This window comes from Sediminibacterium sp. FW305-C-269 (genome assembly GCF_058231045.1).
In genome coordinates this window covers 879,481-900,632 of sequence record NZ_JBIQXQ010000002.1, presented here as the reverse complement: position 1 = coordinate 900,632, position 21,152 = coordinate 879,481, and the positions used below count along the sequence as shown (strand labels likewise).

Here is a 21,152-nt window from a genome sequence, read left to right as displayed (position 1 = left end):
GGCCTGTTAATTTTTTGCGTGCTGTTAATCGAGTATCTCTACATCTTTGGGATACTTGCTTTTATTGAACACAAAGCGGTTATCGGCCACCACTGCATTAAAATTCAGGTTGGAGATCTTTACTTCTGTTACGTTGTTGCTCTTATCGAGAATGCGGGCACGTGAGAAACTGTTGCTGGCCTTATCAATGAACAGGTTCACCTGCTGAAAATTCTTGCGCTTATCGATCGGCTTCATTTCGATCTCATAAAAAGCGGTCTTGGAAGAGACCAGTTTGTAAGTAAAATCTTTATCGTACGCGCCAGACAGTAATTTTTGCGGACTGAGGGTCTGACTGCCTTCCTCTACAGATGATTTGGTGATGGTTTTCTCACCGTCGAAACGGTATACGGTACTGCCATCGCAAATAATCTCTGTTTTGCCCTGTTTCAGCTGGTATTTGTCGCCTTTCATCTGCAGGCTGATAGATTGGCTTCCGTTGGGTTTGCCTTTGCTGGTAAAAGAATTGAGGGTGCAGGTGGCGGAAATGCCTTTGGCGGCTTTTACTTTGGCACCTACTGCGTCCAGTACTTTTTTAGCTGCGGGATCATTCTGAGCGGTTACCGTACCCAACAAAACACATACAGAAAAGCAAATAAGAGATAATTTCTTCATCAATAGCGGATTAAAGGCGCAAATATAGTTCTTCAAGGTATTATGAGACCCAGAGAGAATTGTTAAGTTTAAAATAATCGGCTTGTAAGCGCTCAGAACCGGTCAAGGATGATTGTTTATGCCATCGAGTCGAGAAAATCCTGGAGCTCCAGTTCTGTTTTGAACAATACTTCGCGGGCTTTGCTACCCTGATTGGGGCCTACTACGCCTGCCGCTTCCAGTTGGTCCATCAGACGACCGGCCCGGTTATAGCCCAGCTTCATTCTTCGCTGTATGAGCGATGTAGAGCCCATCTGGCTCTGCACAATCAGTCGGGCGGCATCTTCAAACAGCGGATCTCGGTCAGACGCATCAAAATCCCTGCTCTCCATGTCTTTTTCATCCACATATTCCGGCAGCAGGAATGCCTGGGGATACCCGCGCTGGTCGCCAATGAATTCGCATACACGCTCCACTTCAGGCGTATCCACAAAAGCACACTGCAAACGCGTGATCTCGCCATTGTAGCTTACCAGCATATCCCCCTTACCGATCAGTTGCTCAGCACCACCTGCATCCAGGATGGTACGGCTATCAATCTTACTGGACACTTTGAAACCGATACGGGCCGGGAAATTGGCTTTGATGGTACCGGTAATGATATTGACAGATGGTCTTTGTGTAGCAATGATCAGGTGTATACCGATGGCCCTGGCCAGCTGTGCCAGTCGCGCAATCGGCATTTCCACTTCCTTGCCTGCGGTCATGATCAGGTCTGCAAATTCATCCACCACCAATACAATGAATGGCAGGTACTGGTGCCCTTTTTCCGGGTTGAGTTTGCGGGAAGTGAATTTCTCATTGTATTCCTTGATGTTCCGGCAATGCGCTTCTTTGAGCAGATCGTAGCGGTTATCCATCTCAATACACAAGGCATTCAGCGTGTTCACCACTTTTTTGGTGTCGGTGATGATGGATTCCTCTTCACCGGGAAGTTTGGCCAGGAAATGTTTTTCGATACGACGGTACAGGCTCAATTCCACTTTTTTTGGATCTACCAGTACAAATTTGAGCTGTGACGGATGTTTTTTATACAGCAGTGAGACCAGAATGGCATTCAGTCCGACCGATTTACCCTGACCGGTGGCGCCTGCCATAAGCAGGTGGGGCATACTGGCAAGATCTACAATGAAATTCTCGTTATCGATCTTTTTACCAATGGCAACCGGGAGCGAGAAATTACTGTTCTGGAATTTCTCGGAAGCCAGCAGTGTACGCATGCTTACCACCGACTTACGTACATTGGGCACTTCAATACCGATGGTTCCCTTACCGGGAATGGGGGCGATGATACGGATACCCAAGGCTGCCAGGCTCAGTGCGATATCATCTTCCAGGTTCTTGATCCGGCTGATGCGGACACCAGGAGCAGGCACGATCTCATACAAAGTTACCGTGGGACCTACCGTAGCAGCAATCCGCTGTATGGCGATATCATAGTTCTTGAGTGTGGCAATAATCTGGTTCTTATGCGTCTCCAGTTCCTGCGGATCATGTACGATCTTTTCGCTGCCATGTGTTTCCAGCAGTTCAAGTGAAGGATATTTATAATCTTTCAGATCCAGTGTTACATCATATTTGGTATTGAGTTTGCCGGGGGCTGTTGCTGCTACCTCCGCTTCGGGCATCGGTGTTTCTTTGATCTCCAGTTCCAGATTGGCCGCCGTTTTGTAAGCCGGTTGGGGCTGTATTACGGTTACGTGTTCTTCCTCTTCGGGTTCCTCTTCTTCCAGTTCCTCCGCTTCCAAATCCATTTCTTCCAGGTCCGCTTCTTTTTCAACCATATCGAATTCATTCATCGGGTTCAGTTCCACTTCCTGGTTGGGCATGATGACCACTACCCCTTTCCCATCATTCTTCATCCTGTTCTGACTCTGGGGCTCTTGAGGTTCTGGATCTTCTTCATCGGATGCCAGTTCTCCCACCGAAGGCTCACCGTGTTCATTCCACTCCTGGAATACCGGCTGCTCATCATCTTCTGTCAATGGCCCCATCTCTTTCGCAGCTGTTTTATCAGACCCGAATTTCCAATCGGGCACTTTGAACACCGGGTTGAATCGCCAGATGAAATAACTGAACATAGCCAGAAACAAAGCTGCACCCGTTCCCAGTTTGCCGATCCATTTAATGGCCCAATCGGTCAGCAGTTCTCCTACGGCACCACCCCAGGAAAAATCACTGGTTCCGGCGGCAAAAGAGAAAGTCATACTCATCACTACCAGGCCTACCAATACATATTTGATATTCCGTAACAGGCTGAACAGTTTCTTGCCAAATAGCAGGTTTACACCCAGTACAAAAAAACTGGTACAGAATAAAAAGGAAGCCAGTCCAAATCCTTTGTAAATAAGTGTATGCGCCACATAAGCACCCAGTACTCCCAGCAGGTTGGTTACTTTCACATCATCGGTGGCGAATATCCGGATACCGAACTGGTGCACTTTATCCTGGTCTTCCTGCCAGGTAAACAGGTATGAGGTTAGGGATAGGAATAGGAAAACAGTCAGCAGCAGAGAAACCGCCCCCATGATCTTGGAAGTGCGCTCATCTTTCACCACTTCGGTCACGGTCACTTCTGCTTCCTTATCGGCAGTAAGTTTTTCGGGGTCCGGAGGCGGCGGAGTTTTCTTTCTGAGACGATTAGCCATGGAAACAAATATAAGCTAAGCCAGTAAGCAGATGTACAGCCCTGAGGTTATGTGCAAAACTGGCATTGGGACCTACAGTTTTCCACCGCGGGTTTTTCCGTCATCGCGGATACCGACCACCAGGTGCAGCCATCCGGCAATAAAACAAACACCGCCAAATGGGGTGATGGCCCCGAGCCAGCGGTATCCGGGACCAGCCAAGGTGAGCAGATATAAAGAGCCGCTGAACAAAATAATACCTGCGATAAAGAAATAACCGGCACGGATCGTTTTTTTATTTGGGAATGACTGGTACAATACACCTGTTAATGCCAGTGCAAACACGTGATAGAACTGGTAACGGACAGCCGTTTCATAAGTAACCAATGCATCAGCGCTGAGTATTGATTTCAAACCATGGGCACCGAAAGCGCCGATGGCCACGGATGCCGCACCAAGTATAGCGGCTATGACCAGGAATAACTTATGCATGTTGTTTGATGATTTTGGCAAACCCTGCATCGGAGATCGAGTCGCCCTTGAGATGGTAGGTTGCCTGGTGATAAAAAGGATAACGCTGCACCAGTTTTTCTGTGAGGAATCGTTTGAGTTCCTCATCCGACAGGTCTTTGATCAGTGGTCTGTGTTCCTTTTCAGGCTTGAGCCTTTGCAAAAGGGTATCAACCGATTCATCGATCCAGATGGTGATGCCCTGTTCATTCATCCATTGCATGTTCTCATGGTAACAGGGCGTACCGCCACCGGTAGCCAGCACAAACGCTTTTTTTTCCTTGAACCAGTGCAGCACTTTGGATTCGGTACGGCGGAAATAAGTTTCCCCGCTTTCGGCAAAGATCTCAGCGATGCTTCTCTCCTCGTTCGACTCGATCAGGAAATCCAGGTCATAACCGCCCAGTTTCAGCTTTTTAGCCAGTTTTTTGCACCAATACGTTTTACCGGTACCCATCATGCCGATCAAAAATATCTTCATAGCAAAGTTTTTTTGAAGAAGCGCCCCATCACAACCTGTTCTTTACTCTTATGAAAAAGCATTGAATCCTGTCACATCCATACCGGTGATCAGCAGGTGAATATCATGGGTCCCTTCGTATGTGATCACACTCTCCAGGTTCATCATGTGCCGCATGATGCTGTATTCGCCGGTAATACCCATACCTCCCAGCATCTGCCTGGCATCCCTGGCAATATTGGTGGCGATCTCACAGCTATTCCTTTTGGCCATGCTGATCTGTTGCGGGGTGGCTTTGCCTTCATTCATCAACACACCCAAACGCCATACCAGTAACTGCCCTTTGGTGATCTCGGTGATCATTTCCGCCAGCTTTTTCTGCTGTAGCTGGAATGCGCCGATGGGCTTGTTGAACTGGATACGCTCCTGGCTGTACCGCAAAGCGGTATCATAACAATCCATGGCCGCGCCAAGGGCTCCCCAGGCTATTCCGTAACGGGCTTTTGACAAACAGCCCAAGGGGCCTTTCAAGCCTTTTACATTGGGCAGGATATTTTCTTTGGGGACTTTTACATTGTCGAACACCAGTTCACCGGTAGCGCTGGCGCGAAGGCTCCATTTACCATGGGTGGTGGGTGTGGAAAAACCTTCCATACCTCTTTCCAGGATGATCCCCTGCACTTCTCCCTCATCATTCCGTCCCCATACCACCGCCACCTGTGCAAAGGGGGCATTGCTGATCCACATTTTGGCCCCGTTTACTATCACGTGTTTTCCATCGCCCGCATCCCTGATGGTGGTAAGCATACCTGCGGGATTACTGCCATGGTTGGGTTCTGTTAAACCAAAACAGCCGAGCCACTCACCACTGGCCAGTTTGGGAAGGTATTTATTCCGTTGCTCCTCATTTCCGTAAGCATAGATCGGGTACATCACCAGGCTGCCCTGCACACTGGCTGTACTGCGCACGCCACTGTCGCCCCGCTCCAGTTCCTGCATCATCAGACCATAACTGATATAATCCAGTCCACCCCCACCATACTGCTCCGGCACTGTAGGACCGAAACACCCCAGTTCACCCAGCTGCCTCACGATCTGTACAGGAAATTCCGCCCTTTGTGCATACTCTTCGATGATGGGCGATATATCCTTTTTCACATAACTACGCACCGATTCCCGGATCAGTTTGTGCTCTTCGGTCAACAACTCATCAAGCTGGTAATAATCGGGCGATTGAAATAGATCTGTTCTGGCGGCCATGTCGGATCGGGTTTGCTGTTTATATGGATTGTGAACACACAAATTTAAAGATAAGGGCTTAGCGAAATCATTTTCCCGGTCGTTTAATTTCAGGAAGGCAAATCGTCATAGACGGTGTATAACAAGGCTACTTGCCAAATGGCCGATACTACAATCAGGGCAACCCCGTATTTCAGCCTTTCATTTGTCATAAAAAGAAAACTCACCTGAATAAGGTGAGTTTTCTTCAGTCGTTTTGAAACAGGTTATTCCTCAGGCCCGCCTCTTCTGGCCGGCATTTTGGAACCGGTCTGTTCAGTTTCCCTATCCATCTCTGTGATGCTTACGGGTCTGTCAGACTTATCTCCCATCAGGTGCTCGGTAAAATAGTCTGCCATGCGCCAGAAGAAATATTCCACCATATCACCATATCCATGGCGCTGACCGGGCAGGATCACCAGGTCAAAGCGTTTGTTGGCTTTGATCAGTGCATTGGCTACCCTTGTGGTACCGGCAGGATGTACGTTGTTATCGATATCGCCGGTTGACAACATCAGGTGACCTTTCAGGTTTTTGGCCAGATCCTGGTTCTTTTCAATATTATATACGAAACTGGTATCTCCTTTTTCGCCGATCACTTCCTTCACGCCATGGTGTTGCTCGCTCCACCAGCGGTTGTATACGGCATTGTCGTGGTTACCGGAAGATGATACAGCCACTTTGAAGAAGTCAGGATACACCAGCATAGCAGCAGTGCTCATGAAACCTCCGCCTGAGTGTCCATGGATACCCACCCGGTTAATATCGATGTAGGAATAACGGTCTGCCAGCTGCTCTGCACAGGCTTTTTTATCGGCAAGACCATAATCTCTCAGGTTACCGTACCCGTAATTGTGGTACCATTTGCTGCGCGAAGGGTGTCCGCCACGGTTACCCATTGTGATCACCACAAAACCCAGCTGTGCCAAACGATCCGTACGATCCATACCACGGGAGAAGGCTTTGTTCACTGCTTCTGTCTGCGGTCCGGGGTATACATATTCAATCACCGGGTATTTCCTGGTAGAATCAAAATCGAAAGGTTTGTACATGACACCATAGATATCGGTGATACCATCATCTGCTTTTACCTTGAACACTTCCGGGAATTTATAACCGGTTGCCATCAGCGAACGGAGATCGGCCGTTTCCAGGTCCATCACCTTTCTTCCGTCTGCTGCATACAGCGCAGATTTAGGAACAGTATTCACACGGGAATAGTTATCGACAAAGAAAGTTTTGCCGTCATTCATGTTCATGGCATGCTCATACTCTCCCGCATTTAGCAGCTTCAGGCCGGTTCCGTCGAAATTCACCTTATAAGCATGCAGGTAGTATGGATCTTCTCCGGGTTCACGGCCATTGGCTGAGAAATAGAGCACACGTTTGGCATCGTCGATACCCAGAATATTCTCCACATGGTAAGTTCCTGATGTGATCTGGTTCTTCAGTTTGCCATTCTCGTCATAGAGATACAGGTGTGCATACCCATCACGCTCACTCCACTGAACAAATTCCTTTCCGTCATTCACCAGGCCCAGCCTCCTTGTTTCAATATAGGTATTGAACCGCTCTTCTATCAAAGCTTTTATGGTACCTGTTGCAATATCGGCCACACATACATCTACCCTTTTCTGGTCGCGGCTGGTGCGGGTAAAATAAAACTTATCATTGGTTCCCAGCCATTTCAACGGGCGGAAATCATCGTCACGTGTATTGATCTTACCTGGGTCTGCCCACACAGACACATCCTGGTCCTTAAACAATGATACATTCAGTTCCGTACCGCTCTGGCTGGTCATATTAAACAGGTACAGGTGATCTACGGGCGCATCTTTCTCGCCGGGCATCCAGTACTTGTAGGTCTCCAGTGTTGGTCGCGGATCACTCAGGCTGTTAATGACCCAGAGGTCTTTCACTTTGCGGTTATCGGTTCTGCCCAGGACAAAATGCCTGGAGTCGGGCGACCAGTAAGCAAACACCGGCTTCCGTTTTTTCTGGTTCTTTTCCTTATCAACATTGCTATCACCGGTACCGGAGAGGTTGCCTTCTGAGAAATAGCTGAAGTTCTCGATACCATCTTTGGTCAAGGCGTTCTCAACAATTGTAGAATCCTCTTCATTTTTGAGTGCCTTTTCATAATTGGCCTTATCCATCCAGTACAGGTTGTAATTCCTTCCGAACAACACGGTATTTCCATCGGGAGAAATGGATGCCCAGCTGGGTTTACGTTTGGGCTTTTTAAAATCGTTCAGTTCCACCAGTTCACCGGTAGTCAGGTTGTATTCAAAATAGAATATCTTTTTCTCCTTCACAGGTGGCGTTCCTTTTTTGGCGGTGGAATCTTTTTTCTCGATCTCCTGCGTGCTCTTCACTTCAAACTGGATCCAGTTCTCGTCTTTTACAAAACGCATGCTGTCGAGCCCCAGGTGCTGTGCATCAAAAGGGTCTTTTACAATACGGGTGATCTTGGCGGCCAGGTCGGCATTATCGAACAATTGTTTCTTCTCTCCTTTTACAGGATCAACGATATACCATTTTTTCCCTTCAGTGGTTTCGTACATGTACCAGAAACGGTCGCTCTTTTTTAACCAGTGCGGGTCTACGCTGGTACTGAAGATCAATTTTTCCAGTTTTTTGGGAGAATACCGGGCAGCCTGCTGGTAATTGGCTTTGGTAACCGGTACGGACTGTGCATGGGCCGAAAGACCCATGACAGATAATAACAGGATCAGCAATAAGCTTCTCATGGCAGTTAGTTTTTGTTTTTGGAAGCAATGAAAGTAAAGTAAACCGGTTAAAATCCCACGTTTCCAATAAAATAATTGGCGGGTTCTGGATGGATGGATTAACTGTTGGAATAATTCGGTCGTCTGCCGCCCACTCTTCGCCATCAGCTGCTCCATTAAATGGTTTTTACTCCTTATTTTGCAGCAAACGATTGCCATGCCTGTTCCTTTCCAAGCTACCCAAGAGTTTGCTTTAGAAGCCGATGCTGCCGATTTGCTGGCGGAGTTCAAACAACAGTTCCATTTCCCGAAAAAGAACGGCAGGGATGTGATCTATTTCTGCGGCAATTCACTGGGTTTGCAACCCAGGAATGTGGAACAGGCCATCCAGACCGAACTCTCGAGTTGGCGGGAAGAAGCGGTGGGGGGGTATTTTGGTGGTGCAAACCCTTGGTTATATTACCAGGAATACCTGAAACCTTCCCTGGCCAGGATTGTGGGCTGTCAGGAAACAGAAGTGACCGTCATGAACACCCTTACTGTAAACCTGCATCTGCTGATGCTGAGTTTTTACAGACCCCATCCGGATCGATACCTGATCCTGATGGAAGCCGGAGCCTTCCCTTCCGACCAGTATGCAGTGGAGACCCTGGTAAAGCATTACGGACTGGAGCCTGAAACTGCCATCCTGGAGATCGGTCCCAGGCCGGGAGAAAAAAACCTTCGTACTGAAGATATCATTGCCACTATCGAAGCACATGGCGACCGTCTGGCCATGGTATTGTTTGGGGGGATCAATTATTATACGGGACAACTGTTCGACATGCAACGGATCACCCGCGCCGCACACCAGGTGAATGCCATTGCCGGTTTTGACCTGGCGCATGTAGTGGGCAATACCCCCCTGCAATTACACGAATGGGAAGTTGATTTTGCCGCCTGGTGCAGTTATAAATACCTTAACGCCGGACCTGGCGCCGTAGGCGGGGTATACGTACACGAACGTTATGCCTCCAACCCACAAACACCCAGGCTCGGTGGCTGGTGGGGTAACGATGAGAAGGAACGGTTTAAAATGGAAAAAGGGTTTATACCTAAAACAAATGCAAGCGGTTGGAACATCAGTACGGCACAGGTATTCAACACCGTTGCGTTGAAAGCTTCCCTGGAGTTGTTTGACAAAGCCGGCATGGAACGGTTACGGACAAAAAGTGTGCGGCTGACCGCTTATCTCGAATACCTGTTGCACCAGTTACCCAATCTCGCATTCGAAATCATTACGCCGACAGATGCAGCAGAAAGGGGCGCCCAGTTATCTTTGTACTTTAAGGAGCGGGGTAAAGAGATCCACAACAAGATGATCGAAAGTGGCATTATTGTGGACTACCGGGAGCCTGGTGTGATCCGTGTAGCCCCCGCGCCCATGTATGTTAGCTTTGCAGATGTATACCGGTTTTACGAAATACTGAGGGATCACTTCTAATCCGACAAATATGTCAAAACACCACTATACCTATCTGGCCCTGGGCGATTCTTATACCATCGGTGAATCGGTGGCTCTGCACGAAAGTTTCCCTTACCAGACAGTGCAACTATTGAGAAAAGCGGGATTCCCTTTTCTGGCGCCTGAGATCCTTGCCAAAACGAGCTGGACCAGTTCCGAACTGGCAGAACATATCCTGCATACTTCACTCAGTGAGTCATATGATTTTGTGTCTTTACTGATCGGCGTGAACAACCAGTACCGGGGTTTACCACTGGAGGATTTTATAACCGATTTTGAATTTCTCCTGCACAAAGCCATTCATCTTACGGGAAACAAAGCTGACCATGTGATCGTTTTATCCATTCCTGACTGGGGACAAACTCCTTTTGCAGCAGGAAAAGATACAGAACTGATCCGGCAGGAGATAGATATGTTCAACAGGGCTTGCGAGTCGGCGGCACGGAAGAACCAGACACATTTTATCAGCATCACAGACGATACGCGGAAAGCAGCCAAAGACAAAAGCCTGCTTACGAGCGACCAGCTGCATTATTCCGGCAAGGAACATGCCGTATGGGCTGCAAAAACCGCAACCATTTTACAATCGCTTAGCCGTAAGTGACCATTTCCCGTTTCACGCTGCCATCAGATGCAAAATCGAATACCGCATAAGCAGGATCGAAATCATGAAAAGCACCACCCCACCAGTTACCGCTTACCGCACCGTTGCAAAAGTATTGTATGTTCTTGTACTCGACCGCATCCTGCATATGGATATGTCCGCTTAAACAGCAACGAATATTAGCATAGCCCTTAAACAGGTTTGTCAGCCTCCTGGAATCCACATGCAGTAAGGCACGCGAAATACGCCAGTCGCCATTGGCCTCATTCTTGTCGGAGAATACCGCCGATACAAACGAGACGATGGGAATATGAGAGATGATACAGACATGCTGTTGTGCATCCGTATTTTTCAGTTCATTTTCCAGCCAGGCAAACTGGGGCTCATCAATACGGGCAATATAGCCGCCGTTGTTCTCCTGTGCACTATCCAGCACTATGAATTTCCATTCCTTGTGTGCAAAACTGTAGAAACGTCCCGGCATTTTGTGTTGCTGCAATACCCATTGTTTATCGTACAGTGGATCATTTTTCACTTCCGGATCGGTCATCTGCCAACCCCAGGCATCATGGTTACCGATACAATGGTAGATCGGTAAGCGGTTCTCAGCCTGTAATACCCGGCTCCATACATCCCATTGCTTCTGCACTTTTTCCTTGGATGCGTTCAATGCATCCATGATTGCGTCGCCACCGTTCACAATAAAATCAACAGAAGGCCGGAGCGCATTGATATGCCGGTAAGCATTACGCATCCCCTGCTCAGCAGTATCTGTGGGTTTTACATGTACATCTGTCAGGAACCCTATCCGGAAAGAACCTTTCTTTTTAGGTGCGGCAAAAGCCGAAGGTGTAATGGAAAGTACAGCAGCAGATAAAGAGCTTTGCTGCAGAAATTTTCTTCTGTTCATATGAATCAGGTATCATTTTTTACAGAGTCTGGAAACGCATCGTGATCGGCAGGTACCTAAGGAATCCCGCAACGATCAAAAAAGTACACTATACATAAGAAGCCATCTCAGTATGATAAGCTGCCGCCGCCTGGTTTGCTTTTTCCGCAAAATCTTCTCCACCGCTGGCAAAGATCACCGCCCTGCTGGCATTCACCAGCAACCCGGTATCGGTATTCAATCCGTATTTCGTTACTTCTTGCAGGCTCCCCCCCTGTGCACCCACGCCGGGCACCAACAGAAAATGTTCCGGAATGATGGTACGGATATGCGCCAGGTCACTGGCCCGCGTAGCGCCCACCACAAACATGAGGTTGGAAGGTGTACCCCAGGATGCAACTTTACGCAAGACTGTTTCATATAAACGTGTTTCAGTATCGCCGCCAGACAATGACAATTGCTGAAAATCGTTGCTGCCGGCATTGGAAGTAAGCCCCAGTACAATGGTCCACTTGTCTGTATATTCCAGGAAGGGACGTACACTGTCCTCCCCCATGTACGGCGCCACGGTTACGGCATCAAAGGGCAGCACTTCAAAAAAGGTCTTGGCATATTGTGATGAGGTATTCCCGATATCGCCACGTTTGGCATCGGCAATGGTGAAATGTGTTTTAGGAATATAGTGAACGGTCCTTTCCATGGCTTCCCAGCCTTTCAAACCCTGCGATTCGTAAAAAGCTGTATTGATCTTATAGCTCACACAGTGATCCTTGGTAGCATCGATGATGGCTCTATTGAATGTAAATACTGCATCGGGATTTGATTGCAGGTGTTTCGGAATCTTGGTGATATCCGTATCGAGTCCTACACAGAGATAGCTTTTTTTTTCCCTGATCCGGGTTACCAGTTCTTGTCTGTTCATGTGTTCAAAGATACAAGGCTATCGCCTTCGGCCATAGGTTCTGTTGTAAAAATGTCTTTGCGCTTTTCAGGAAGTACCCTGAAAAGTGCAAAGATGGGTTGATGCATGCAATCCATCAATAACTGTACACCTGGTATCCCCATGCCGGCAAACTGAATTGTTTCCCCGGCTCCATTTTTTCTTTTTTACCGGAGAAGATCTCTGTGGCTTCCCCGGTAAGCAATCCGTCCTTTACGGAAAAATTCAGCGGTGTGTTCGTAAAATTGAGCAATACCACCACTTTATGTGTGCCGGCTTCCCGGGCATAGGCATAGATCTTATCTTCCATTCCGGTTGTCAGCCTGGCAAACGATGCATGGGCACTCAATGCAGGATTCTGCTTACGAAGGTTCAGCAGTTTCTGGTACAGGCCTGCCCGCTGAAGTTTCTCAAAACGCATCGTATCTTTTTCAAAGAATGAAATGGCCCGCAATACCGGTTCCTCCTGTCCGCTGTAGATCAATGGTACAGAGCGTTTCAAGGTCTGTGTCAAAACCGCAAAAGGTGCATGGGACAGGCCTGGCATGGTCTCAAAATCTGCTTTGTTCCAACTGTTCTCATCGTGGTTGCTGGTGAAATACAGGCGGATGGCATTTTTTGCCAATGTGGTATCGCTTTTATTGATCACACTATCCATCGCTGCCGCATTACGTTTACCAGCTGCGATCAGTTTCATCATGTTGAATTCGGGCCAGGAATAAGTGGCATCAAAACCCACTTCGTGCAACCAGGCACTGTCGGCCTCTGCCAGCATAAAGAATTCCTTTTTGGTGGCTTTCAGATCCCGCACGCAGTTTGTCCAGAAATCCCGCGAAGGCCCTACGGCATAATCGCAACGGAACCCGTCGATACCGGTCTCCGTAATCCAGTATTTCATCTGCTGTATCATACTATCCCGCAATTCTGCATTGGCGAAATTGAGTTTGCGGGTATCTGTCCAGTCGAACTGAGATACCGGTTGTCCCTTACTGTCCTTCACATAAAAATCAGGGTGTTTCTGCAACCAGTAATGGTCCGCTCCGGTATGGTTCGGCACCCAGTCCATCATGACTTTAAAACCCTTTGCATGCGCCTGCTTCACCAATGCCTTCCAGTCGTCAAGGCTACCATATTCCGGATTTACCGCCGTATAGTCCGATACTGCATAATAACTGCCCAATGTTCCTTTCCGGTCTGTTTTACTGATCGGGTTAATGGGCATAAACCAGAGTGTTTGCACCCCCATCTGCTGTAAGCGGTCCAGGTGTTTGGCAAAAGCTGCAAAAGTACCTTCCGGGGTGTATTGGCGTACATTGACTTCGTAGATATTACCCTGCATGATCCAGGCAGGATGCCCGTCAATATAACCGGTATCACTGACCATAGGGTTATTGGCCCCATTCTTACAGGAAACAAAAGCAGCCATCACAAACAGCAACAGCAGGTAGGCTTTGCGCATAACGATCGGTTTAGACCATAAAATTATTGAAAAGGGTTGTGTAAAACAAACACAACTATCCCCCCAAAAACACCTTATCCCAAATTGCTGATATGCGGAAGAATTAGGTAAACTAAGCTTTTCTTTGTACCCAACGATTGCCCTATGGAACAACAACACATGTATTATGGCGACTACCTGCAACTGGGCAGGATACTGGATGCCCAGCATCCTGTAAGTTTTGAAAAAGGGAATGAACCCGCCCACGATGAAATGCTGTTCATCGTGATCCACCAGGCTTATGAATTATGGTTCAAACAGATCCTGTTCGAGCTGGACTATGTGATGGGGGTTTTTAGCCAGGAAAAGATCAACGATAATTCGGAAGACCTGAACCTGGTACGTCACCGCCTGAACCGGATCATACAGATCATACAATTGTTGAACCAGCAGGTAAATATCCTGGATACCATGACACCACTCGATTTTTTGGAGTTCCGGAACCTGCTCACTCCCTCTTCAGGTTTCCAGAGCAAACAGTTCCGGTTACTGGAAGCCAGGCTGGGATTACAGTTGGAAAAACGTCACCACAAAGAATATTACAAACGCACCAATGAAGGTGGTTTTACACAAACCGATTACGAGAACATCACTGCCACTGAAGCGCAGAAAAACCTGCTGCAACTGGTCAATGACTGGCTGGAGCGGATGCCCTTCTTTACCACATCTTATTGGAAAGATTACCAGCGTGTGGCACCAGACGGTATTCCACAGCATGTTTTCTGGAACGATTACCGGCATATTTACCAGGCTGGGCTGACCGAAAGGGAGCGTAACAAACTGACAGATTTTGACTATGTATTTTTTGAGAAAATACCCGCCGGTTACAGTCCGGAACAGTTGGACCTGTTACGCAGCAATTTTTCACCGGCGGCCTTACGTTCCGCACTTTTTATCATGTTATACCGCGATTTTCCCATGTTCCAGACCTCCTACCAGATCCTCGATGCTTTGATCGAGATCGATCACCTGATGAGTAACTGGCGCCACAAACACCTGGTGATGGTTCGTCGTATGATCGGTATGCGTGTAGGTACCGGCAATACTTCCGGCGCAGGTTACCTGGAAGGCGCATTGAATAAACATTATGTATACCGGGATCTCTCAGGTCTATCCACTTATTTGATCGAACGTAAAAAACTCCCGAAATTACCCGATGAACTGATCAGGAACCTGGGTTTCATGCATTGACCTGATCTGCTCGTCCTAAAACCTACCTTCGTACCACAATACCCGTTTATGAATTTACGCAGCATCTTTATCGCTTCACTACTCCTGTTATCACTTCAGCTGACTGCCCAGAAAAACGACAAACTGCTTCCGGTAGACCCTGCCGTAAAGATCGGCAAACTGAAAAACGGGCTCACGTACTATATCCGACACAACCAGGAACCCAGAAACCGTGCTGAGTTGCGACTGGTGGTGAATGCGGGTTCCGTGCTGGAAACAGACAAACAGGTGGGGCTGGCCCATTTTGTGGAGCACATGAGTTTTAACGGAACCAACCATTTCAGAAAAAACGAACTGGTGAATTTCCTGGAAAGAAGCGGCGTGAATTTTGGTGCAGACCTGAATGCCTCCACTTCGTTCGACGAGACCATTTATGAACTGCAGGTTCCCACGGATAGTCCGATGGTGTATCAGCAGGCGATGCAGATTCTGGAAGACTGGGCCCACGGCGTAAGTTTTGAACCCACAGAGATCGACAAAGAACGTGGTGTGATCATAGAAGAATGGCGATTGGGCCGCGGTGCTGAAGCCAGGTTGCGGGATAAATATTTTCCCATATTGCTGAAAGGTTCGCAATATGCAAAACGTCTACCCATTGGAACAAAAGCCAATATTGATACGGCTCCTCACCGGCAGCTTACCGCCTATTACAAAGATTGGTATCGACCCGATCTGCAGGCGGTGATCGTAGTAGGAGATGTTGATGTGGCTGAAACAGAAAAAATGATCCGGAAACATTTTGAACGGATACCACCTGCGGTGAATCCGAAAAAACGGATCAAATACAGCATTCCTGCTCATACCGAAACCCGTATTGCCATTTTGACCGATGTGGAACAGCCATACAATGTGATGCAACTGTACTATACATTACCACAGGCACCGGTAGTAAAAACAGAAACGCAATACCGGGCAGACATCGTTCGCGGACTGTTCAACCAGATGATGAGCAGCCGGCTGGATGAGCTCTCACAAAAACCCGATGCACCTTTTCTTTTCGGCAGCAGCAGTTATGGAAGCTTCATCGGTGATAAAGACGCTTTCAGTTTGCTGGCCGTGGCAAAGACCGGGAAAGACATAACCGCTTCCATCCAGGCACTGCTTACTGAGAACGAACGGGTAAAACAATATGGTTTTGTGCAGACCGAACTGGACCGTGCGGTGAAGAATGTATTATCCCGGATGGAAAATGCTTACAACGAACGCGATAAGACCAAGTCAGCAGAACTCTTGCAGGAACTCGTGGAGCATTACCTGAAAGGTGAAGCTATTCCTGGCATTGCTTATGAATATGCATTATACCAAAAATTCCTGCCCACGATCACAGTTGCTGAAGTGAATAACCTGATTAGCCATTGGATCAGACCTACCAACCGATCCCTGGTGATCACCGCGCCGGAAAAAGAAAAAAAGAACCTGCCTTCGCAAGCGATGGTAATGGCGCAACTGAACAAGCCGTTGGGAAAACTGAAACCATATGTAGACAAAGTCTCCTCCTCTCCCATACTACCCATAGAACCGATGGCAGGCAAAGTGGTGAAAGAAAAAACATATGAAGCCATCGGCACCACCGAATGGTTGTTGTCTAACGGCGCCCGTGTGGTACTGAAACCCACCCATTTCAAGAATGACGATATCCAGTTTTCCTGTATCAGCTGGGGTGGCACTTCTTTGTATGATGACAGCGATTACATCAATGCTGCCAATGCTTCGGTAGTGGCTTCTGTGGGTGGCATCGGCAATATGGACATCCAACAATTGCAAAAAGCCCTTAGTGGCAAAAACTGTTATGTGTCTGCCTCCATCGCCAGTACCATGCAGGGCATGAATGGCAACAGTACGGTGAAGGACCTGGAAACGGCCTTACAATTGCTGCATGGCAGTTTTGTAGCGCCACGTAAGGATTCCGCCATGTTCCAGGTAGTGATGCAGCAGTTCAAAGCCCAACTGGAGAACAAGGATAAAGACCCCGGATCTGTTTTCGCTGATTCTGTAGGGTATATCATGGGGAATTATCACCCACGCCGCAAGCCTTATACAACAAATGATCTGCAACGCATCAGTCTCGACCGGGCTTTCACCATTTTTAAGGAACGATTCAGCAATCCCGGGCAGTTCTTATTCACTTTTGTCGGTAATTTCAGCATAGACAGTATCAAACCGCTGATCGAAAAATATGTGGCTTCCTTACCCGGCAGTCCGCAAAGAGAGACCTGGAAAGATGTGGGTATGCGTTACCCGGTCGGGCAGATCAGCAAACTGATCCGCAAGGGCAAAGAGAACAAAGCCAGTGTTCGGCTATATTATACCGGAACAGTTGACAGCTACAATGAAACAGATGACCTGCAACTGGGTCAGTTATGCAAAGCCCTTGGCATTAAGCTGAGAGAGGTTCTGCGAGAGGATGCGGGTGGCGTATATGGCGTAGGGGTAAGTGGAGGTATCAGCCGGGAACCGGTACCCAGTTACAGTATCGGCATCCAGTTCGGCTGCGCACCGGAGAATGTAGACAAACTGGCAGCATTGGTGCAGGAAGAGATCAAACATACCAAGGCCTCCGGCGTATCACAGGCAAATGTGGATAAAGTAATTGCAGAACAGACCCGCAGCCTTGAGAATGAAATAAAAGAGAACAGCTTTTGGCGGTTCAAACTGGAACAGCAATTTTTCAGAAATGCAGACCCGCTGCAAATACTGGCAGCCCCTGAAAAAGTAAAACAGCTCACTGTAGAAAGGACCCTGGTACTGGCTAACCGGTATTTTGATGAGAACAATTTTGTAAAACTGGTATTACTACCTGAAAATAAATAACACCTGCGTAAATATTGAAAAATTCGAATCGGGCAGTTACCCCCTATATTGACAAACTGGGCACAGCAGGGCTGTTTCTTACGGCCATTTTATCACCTTGCTGTTTCCCGCTTTTCGCCTTTGTGGCCACTATGCTCGGGCTGGGAAATTCGGAACTGTTTGGGGGATGGACCATGTGGATCTTCCAGGCAATGGTATTGCTGTCTGTCGCCGGCCTGTACCTCGCCTACCGGAAACACCGGTATCTTTACCCTTTACTGGCAGCTGTTTCAGGGGGGATCCTCATTTTGTATGCTTATCATTTCAACGAAAGCGATTATTGGACTTATATCCTGTATACGGGCATGTTTTTACTGCTGGCAGCCACGATCTGGAACATGAAACGGAATGCCATGGATCATTCCTGCATAAGTTGTACGGTATATCATGGACAAACAGTAGAGCTGAGATCAACCATTACCTGCCCTGTTTGCGGGCATCAGAAAGAAGAAGACATGCCCACTGATTCCTGCGTATTTTTTTACGAATGCGCCCAATGTAAAACAAGACTCAAACCATTGGCAGGCGACTGCTGTGTTTTCTGCAGTTACGGTACCCGGCCCTGCCCCCCTATCCAGGCAGGAAACCACTGCTGTTAACCGTGTTTTTCACGCTGCAAAGGGGGAAAAAGATTTTACCTATATTACCCCTTAAACCATTCCAAATGAATTCCTCCCTCCGGAATTATGCTTTTTTTGCAGCCGCTATCATCTGGCTCGCGGTTTGGGTACAATTTTATTTCCTGATGGATGGAACCGCAGGATCGATCCTGAAAACAGTTACACAATTTTTTGGCTACTTCACCATCATCGCCAATATTGCTGTAGCCACTTGCTTTACCGGATTCTTCCTGAAAGGAGAATGGAAAATTTTTTTAACCAGACCAGGAACACAAAGTGCTGTAACAGTATATATACTGATCGTAGGTATCGTATATAACCTGTTGTTACGTTCTATCTGGCATCCACAGGGCCTGCAGAAATTGTCAGACGAAATATTACACTCAGCAAGTCCGCTGATGATGCTTTTTTTCTGGATCGTATACGTACCTAAATTGACCCTGCAATGGCAGGACATAAAACACTGGCTCAAGCTGCCGTCCGCTTATTTTATCTATGTGATGGTGCGTGGCGCAATCACCGGCTTCTATCCTTATCCTTTTATCAATGTTACCCGCCTGGGTTATGCCAAAGTTGTGATGAACGGTTGCCTGCTGCTCTTGGTTTTTGTGGTTCTCTCCTTAGCTTTGATCGGTATTGCCAAACGCTTTTCCCGAAAGGAAGCGGTTGCATAAACTTTCATCCTAAAATCATTACATGGTAACTGATATTCAGATTCTGGAATCCAAGATCCTGTCCGATAACTGGTATATCCTCAAAAAAGTCACTTATTCTTTCACCGATACAGACGGTACCCGCAAAACACATGTACGCGAAGCTTATGACCGTGGTAATGGTGCAGCTATCCTGTTGTACAACCAGGAACAGGGAACCATTATCCTCACCCGGCAGTTTCGTCTGCCCACATTCATCAACGGCAATGCCAACGGTATGATGATAGAAGTGTGCGCCGGGTTACTGGACACGGATAATCCAGAAGACTGCATCCGCCGCGAAACGGAGGAAGAAACCGGGTACCAGGTCAAGGAAGTGCGCAAGGTCATGGAAGCTTATATGTCGCCCGGCTCGGTTACCGAGATCCTCTACCTGTTTGTGGCGGAATACAACAAACAGATGAAATTGCACGATGGTGGCGGACTCGAACACGAACAGGAAAACATTGAAGTGCTGGAAATGACACTGGATAAGGCAATGCAGATGGTTGCCCGGGGCGAGATCAAAGATGCCAAAACGATCATGCTGCTGCAATATGCCCAACTGAACCATCTTGTGTAAACACTGGAAGTTTTGTACATGAAAAAGATCCTCGCCATCTGTGGCAGCACCCGAAAACATTCTGTCAACAGTCATATCCTGGCATTCATTGCGGCACGTTATGCCAACCAGGCTTTGTTTACCCTGTATGAGGGAATTGACCAGCTCCCCCATTTTAATACTGATCTGGATAAAGCGCCTTTTCCCGAAACTGTCGTGCATTTCCGCCGGCTGATCGGGGTAGCGGACGGCATCTTGATCTGTACTCCGGAATACGTCTTCAGTTTACCCGGAAGTTTCAAGAATGCTATCGAATGGACCGTATCCACCACCCTGTTCAGCAACAAACCTGCGGCACTGATCACTGCTTCCTCCTCCGGGCAGAAAGCACATGAAGACCTCCACCTGGTGATGAAGACTTTAGGAGCCCAACTTAGCGCCAAAAGCTCCTTATTGATATCGGCACCCAAAACAAAGATCGACCCGGACGGACGGGTCACAGATACAGCTACCGAAAAAGCCATCTGTGGGCTGATGGATGATTTCATTGCATTCCTTAACAGCATAGAGCCCGAAATTTCATCACAGCCCTGAAAACGCCGTTTACGGATCGGAACACACCCGAAAGAAGCTCCCTATCTTTACGCCTATGAACTGGATAGTACTAATCATAGCCGGATTATTTGAGATCGGTTTTACCACCTGCCTGGCAAAAGCACGCATCACCACCGGAACAAGTTCCCTGTTGTGGATAGCCGGATTTTTTATCAGCCTTACCCTGAGCATGTACCTGCTGTATAAAGCCACCCAAACCCTGCCAATGGGTACGGCATATGCTGTCTGGACAGGTATCGGGGCCGTTGGAACCGCCCTGATCGGGATCCTGTTTTTTAAGGAGCCGGCAGACTTCTGGCGGTTGTTTTTTATCATAACGCTGATCGCATCCATTGCGGGATTAAAACTGGTTTCTGCACAGTAAGTACCGGTGGCAGAACCGGATCGCCATATTTTTCGGCGGATACCCCCTGAATTGTACCTTTACACCAAGAATTCACCATGAGACAATTTACCTGGTTAGCTTTTCTGCTGCTTGCGGCTTGCAGTGGCGGTTCCGAATCCACCTCGTACCGGAAAGCTGAAGATGCACTGGATGCAGGGCGCGAGTATGTGAATGCCTGTTTGCAGGGAGACTTCTCCAAAGCTGCTTTCTATACTGTGGCTGATGAGCCGAACCATCATTTGCTGCAACAGACAGAAAAAAGCTATCGTGAAAAAGATAAGGAGGGGCGACAGCAACTACGGAATGCATCGATCAATATTCATGAAGTAAAAGACCTGACCGACAGCACCACAGAAATTCATTATAGCAATTCATTTGATAAAACAACCCATACCCTTCAGGTGGTAAAAAGAGACCAGACCTGGTTGGTAAACCTGGGAAAATCACAATAAACACAACCATACCG

19 protein-coding genes are annotated in these 21,152 nt (G+C 47.8%); 10 read left to right on the top strand and 9 right to left on the bottom strand.

Annotated elements, in window-relative coordinates:
• Positions 1-24 precede the first annotated feature (24 nt).
• The 6 genes from lolA1 to ACH3Y6_RS09225 form a co-directional block, all read right to left on the bottom strand.
• Positions 25-654 (bottom strand): outer membrane lipoprotein periplasmic chaperone LolA1, encoded by a 630-nt coding sequence (lolA1, locus tag ACH3Y6_RS09250; RefSeq protein ID WP_490835317.1) that lies wholly within the window; start codon positions 652-654, stop codon positions 25-27.
• 116 nt (positions 655-770) lie between these two features.
• Positions 771-3,341 (bottom strand): FtsK/SpoIIIE family DNA translocase, encoded by a 2,571-nt coding sequence (locus tag ACH3Y6_RS09245; RefSeq protein WP_490835316.1) that lies wholly within the window; start codon positions 3,339-3,341, stop codon positions 771-773.
• Between the two features lie 72 nt (positions 3,342-3,413).
• Complete coding sequence (locus ACH3Y6_RS09240) at positions 3,414-3,812, bottom strand: DUF423 domain-containing protein (protein WP_490835315.1); 399 nt, start codon at positions 3,810-3,812, stop codon at positions 3,414-3,416.
• A complete protein-coding gene (locus ACH3Y6_RS09235; protein ID WP_490835314.1) occupies positions 3,805-4,311 on the bottom strand; it encodes a shikimate kinase in 507 nt (168 codons plus the stop codon). The genes ACH3Y6_RS09240 and ACH3Y6_RS09235 overlap by 8 nt, the downstream gene beginning before the upstream one ends.
• Positions 4,312-4,359: 48 nt before the next feature.
• Positions 4,360-5,550 (bottom strand): acyl-CoA dehydrogenase family protein, encoded by a 1,191-nt coding sequence (locus ACH3Y6_RS09230; RefSeq protein WP_490835313.1) that lies wholly within the window; start codon positions 5,548-5,550, stop codon positions 4,360-4,362.
• Positions 5,551-5,795: 245 nt separating this feature from the next.
• A complete protein-coding gene (locus tag ACH3Y6_RS09225; protein ID WP_490835312.1) occupies positions 5,796-8,318 on the bottom strand; it encodes a S9 family peptidase in 2,523 nt (840 codons plus the stop codon).
• Between the two features lie 196 nt (positions 8,319-8,514).
• On the opposite strand from ACH3Y6_RS09225, the gene kynU reads away from it, so the two are divergent.
• Positions 8,515-9,780: a kynureninase gene (kynU, locus tag ACH3Y6_RS09220; protein ID WP_490835311.1), complete on the top strand. Its 1,266-nt coding sequence runs from the start codon at positions 8,515-8,517 to the stop codon at positions 9,778-9,780.
• A 10-nt stretch (positions 9,781-9,790) separates the two neighbouring features.
• Positions 9,791-10,405, top strand: coding sequence for an SGNH/GDSL hydrolase family protein (locus ACH3Y6_RS09215; RefSeq protein ID WP_490835310.1), 615 nt, complete (start codon positions 9,791-9,793; stop codon positions 10,403-10,405).
• On the opposite strand, the gene ACH3Y6_RS09210 is transcribed toward ACH3Y6_RS09215, so the two are convergent.
• The 3 genes from ACH3Y6_RS09210 to ACH3Y6_RS09200 all read right to left on the bottom strand — a co-directional run bounded on the left by ACH3Y6_RS09210 (position 10,392) and on the right by ACH3Y6_RS09200 (position 13,693).
• Positions 10,392-11,315, bottom strand: a complete 924-nt coding sequence (locus tag ACH3Y6_RS09210; protein WP_490835309.1) for a metallophosphoesterase family protein — start codon at positions 11,313-11,315, stop codon at positions 10,392-10,394. The two genes, ACH3Y6_RS09215 and ACH3Y6_RS09210, sit on opposite strands and share 14 nt — an antisense overlap.
• Positions 11,316-11,403: 88 nt before the next feature.
• Positions 11,404-12,216: an orotidine-5'-phosphate decarboxylase gene (gene pyrF, locus ACH3Y6_RS09205; RefSeq protein WP_490835308.1), complete on the bottom strand. Its 813-nt coding sequence runs from the start codon at positions 12,214-12,216 to the stop codon at positions 11,404-11,406.
• Positions 12,217-12,331: 115 nt separating this feature from the next.
• Positions 12,332-13,693 (bottom strand): alpha-amylase family glycosyl hydrolase, encoded by a 1,362-nt coding sequence (locus ACH3Y6_RS09200; RefSeq protein WP_490835307.1) that lies wholly within the window; start codon positions 13,691-13,693, stop codon positions 12,332-12,334.
• Between the two features lie 144 nt (positions 13,694-13,837).
• Between ACH3Y6_RS09200 and ACH3Y6_RS09195 the strand changes: the two genes are divergently transcribed.
• The 8 genes from ACH3Y6_RS09195 (at position 13,838) to ACH3Y6_RS09160 (ending at position 21,138) form a co-directional block, all read left to right on the top strand.
• On the top strand, positions 13,838-14,923 hold the full coding sequence (locus ACH3Y6_RS09195; RefSeq protein ID WP_490835306.1) for a tryptophan 2,3-dioxygenase family protein: 1,086 nt from the start codon (positions 13,838-13,840) through the stop codon (positions 14,921-14,923).
• 48 nt (positions 14,924-14,971) lie between these two features.
• Positions 14,972-17,773, top strand: coding sequence for a M16 family metallopeptidase (locus ACH3Y6_RS09190; protein ID WP_490835305.1), 2,802 nt, complete (start codon positions 14,972-14,974; stop codon positions 17,771-17,773).
• 14 nt (positions 17,774-17,787) lie between these two features.
• A complete protein-coding gene (locus ACH3Y6_RS09185) occupies positions 17,788-18,411 on the top strand; it encodes a MerC domain-containing protein (protein WP_490835304.1) in 624 nt (207 codons plus the stop codon).
• Positions 18,412-18,476: 65 nt separating this feature from the next.
• Positions 18,477-19,106 (top strand): Pr6Pr family membrane protein, encoded by a 630-nt coding sequence (locus ACH3Y6_RS09180; protein WP_490835303.1) that lies wholly within the window; start codon positions 18,477-18,479, stop codon positions 19,104-19,106.
• A 22-nt stretch (positions 19,107-19,128) separates the two neighbouring features.
• Entirely contained in the window at positions 19,129-19,707 is a 579-nt protein-coding gene (gene nudK / locus ACH3Y6_RS09175) for a GDP-mannose pyrophosphatase NudK (protein ID WP_490835302.1), read from the top strand.
• A gap of 18 nt (positions 19,708-19,725) precedes the next feature.
• Positions 19,726-20,280 carry an NADPH-dependent FMN reductase gene (locus ACH3Y6_RS09170; RefSeq protein WP_490835301.1) on the top strand — a complete coding sequence of 185 codons (555 nt, stop codon included), beginning with the start codon at positions 19,726-19,728 and terminating at the stop codon, positions 20,278-20,280.
• Positions 20,281-20,335: 55 nt separating this feature from the next.
• On the top strand, positions 20,336-20,665 hold the full coding sequence (locus tag ACH3Y6_RS09165; RefSeq protein WP_490835300.1) for a DMT family transporter: 330 nt from the start codon (positions 20,336-20,338) through the stop codon (positions 20,663-20,665).
• Between the two features lie 77 nt (positions 20,666-20,742).
• Entirely contained in the window at positions 20,743-21,138 is a 396-nt protein-coding gene (locus ACH3Y6_RS09160) for a hypothetical protein (protein ID WP_490835299.1), read from the top strand.
• Positions 21,139-21,152 lie beyond the last annotated feature (14 nt).

Coding starts and splice junctions, on each gene's coding strand:
- ACH3Y6_RS09195 (WP_490835306.1), top strand. CDS start 13,838: ATGGAACAACAACACATGTATTATGGCGACTACCTGCAACTGGGCAGG.
- nudK (WP_490835302.1), top strand. CDS start 19,129: ATGGTAACTGATATTCAGATTCTGGAATCCAAGATCCTGTCCGATAAC.
- ACH3Y6_RS09240 (WP_490835315.1), bottom strand. CDS start 3,812: ATGCATAAGTTATTCCTGGTCATAGCCGCTATACTTGGTGCGGCATCC.
- ACH3Y6_RS09170 (WP_490835301.1), top strand. CDS start 19,726: ATGAAAAAGATCCTCGCCATCTGTGGCAGCACCCGAAAACATTCTGTC.
- lolA1 (WP_490835317.1), bottom strand. CDS start 654: ATGAAGAAATTATCTCTTATTTGCTTTTCTGTATGTGTTTTGTTGGGT.
- ACH3Y6_RS09225 (WP_490835312.1), bottom strand. CDS start 8,318: ATGAGAAGCTTATTGCTGATCCTGTTATTATCTGTCATGGGTCTTTCG.
- ACH3Y6_RS09215 (WP_490835310.1), top strand. CDS start 9,791: ATGTCAAAACACCACTATACCTATCTGGCCCTGGGCGATTCTTATACC.
- ACH3Y6_RS09190 (WP_490835305.1), top strand. CDS start 14,972: ATGAATTTACGCAGCATCTTTATCGCTTCACTACTCCTGTTATCACTT.
- ACH3Y6_RS09200 (WP_490835307.1), bottom strand. CDS start 13,693: ATGCGCAAAGCCTACCTGCTGTTGCTGTTTGTGATGGCTGCTTTTGTT.
- ACH3Y6_RS09210 (WP_490835309.1), bottom strand. CDS start 11,315: ATGAACAGAAGAAAATTTCTGCAGCAAAGCTCTTTATCTGCTGCTGTA.
- ACH3Y6_RS09160 (WP_490835299.1), top strand. CDS start 20,743: ATGAGACAATTTACCTGGTTAGCTTTTCTGCTGCTTGCGGCTTGCAGT.
- ACH3Y6_RS09165 (WP_490835300.1), top strand. CDS start 20,336: ATGAACTGGATAGTACTAATCATAGCCGGATTATTTGAGATCGGTTTT.
- ACH3Y6_RS09235 (WP_490835314.1), bottom strand. CDS start 4,311: ATGAAGATATTTTTGATCGGCATGATGGGTACCGGTAAAACGTATTGG.
- pyrF (WP_490835308.1), bottom strand. CDS start 12,216: ATGAACAGACAAGAACTGGTAACCCGGATCAGGGAAAAAAAAAGCTAT.
- kynU (WP_490835311.1), top strand. CDS start 8,515: ATGCCTGTTCCTTTCCAAGCTACCCAAGAGTTTGCTTTAGAAGCCGAT.
- ACH3Y6_RS09180 (WP_490835303.1), top strand. CDS start 18,477: ATGAATTCCTCCCTCCGGAATTATGCTTTTTTTGCAGCCGCTATCATC.
- ACH3Y6_RS09245 (WP_490835316.1), bottom strand. CDS start 3,341: ATGGCTAATCGTCTCAGAAAGAAAACTCCGCCGCCTCCGGACCCCGAA.
- ACH3Y6_RS09230 (WP_490835313.1), bottom strand. CDS start 5,550: ATGGCCGCCAGAACAGATCTATTTCAATCGCCCGATTATTACCAGCTT.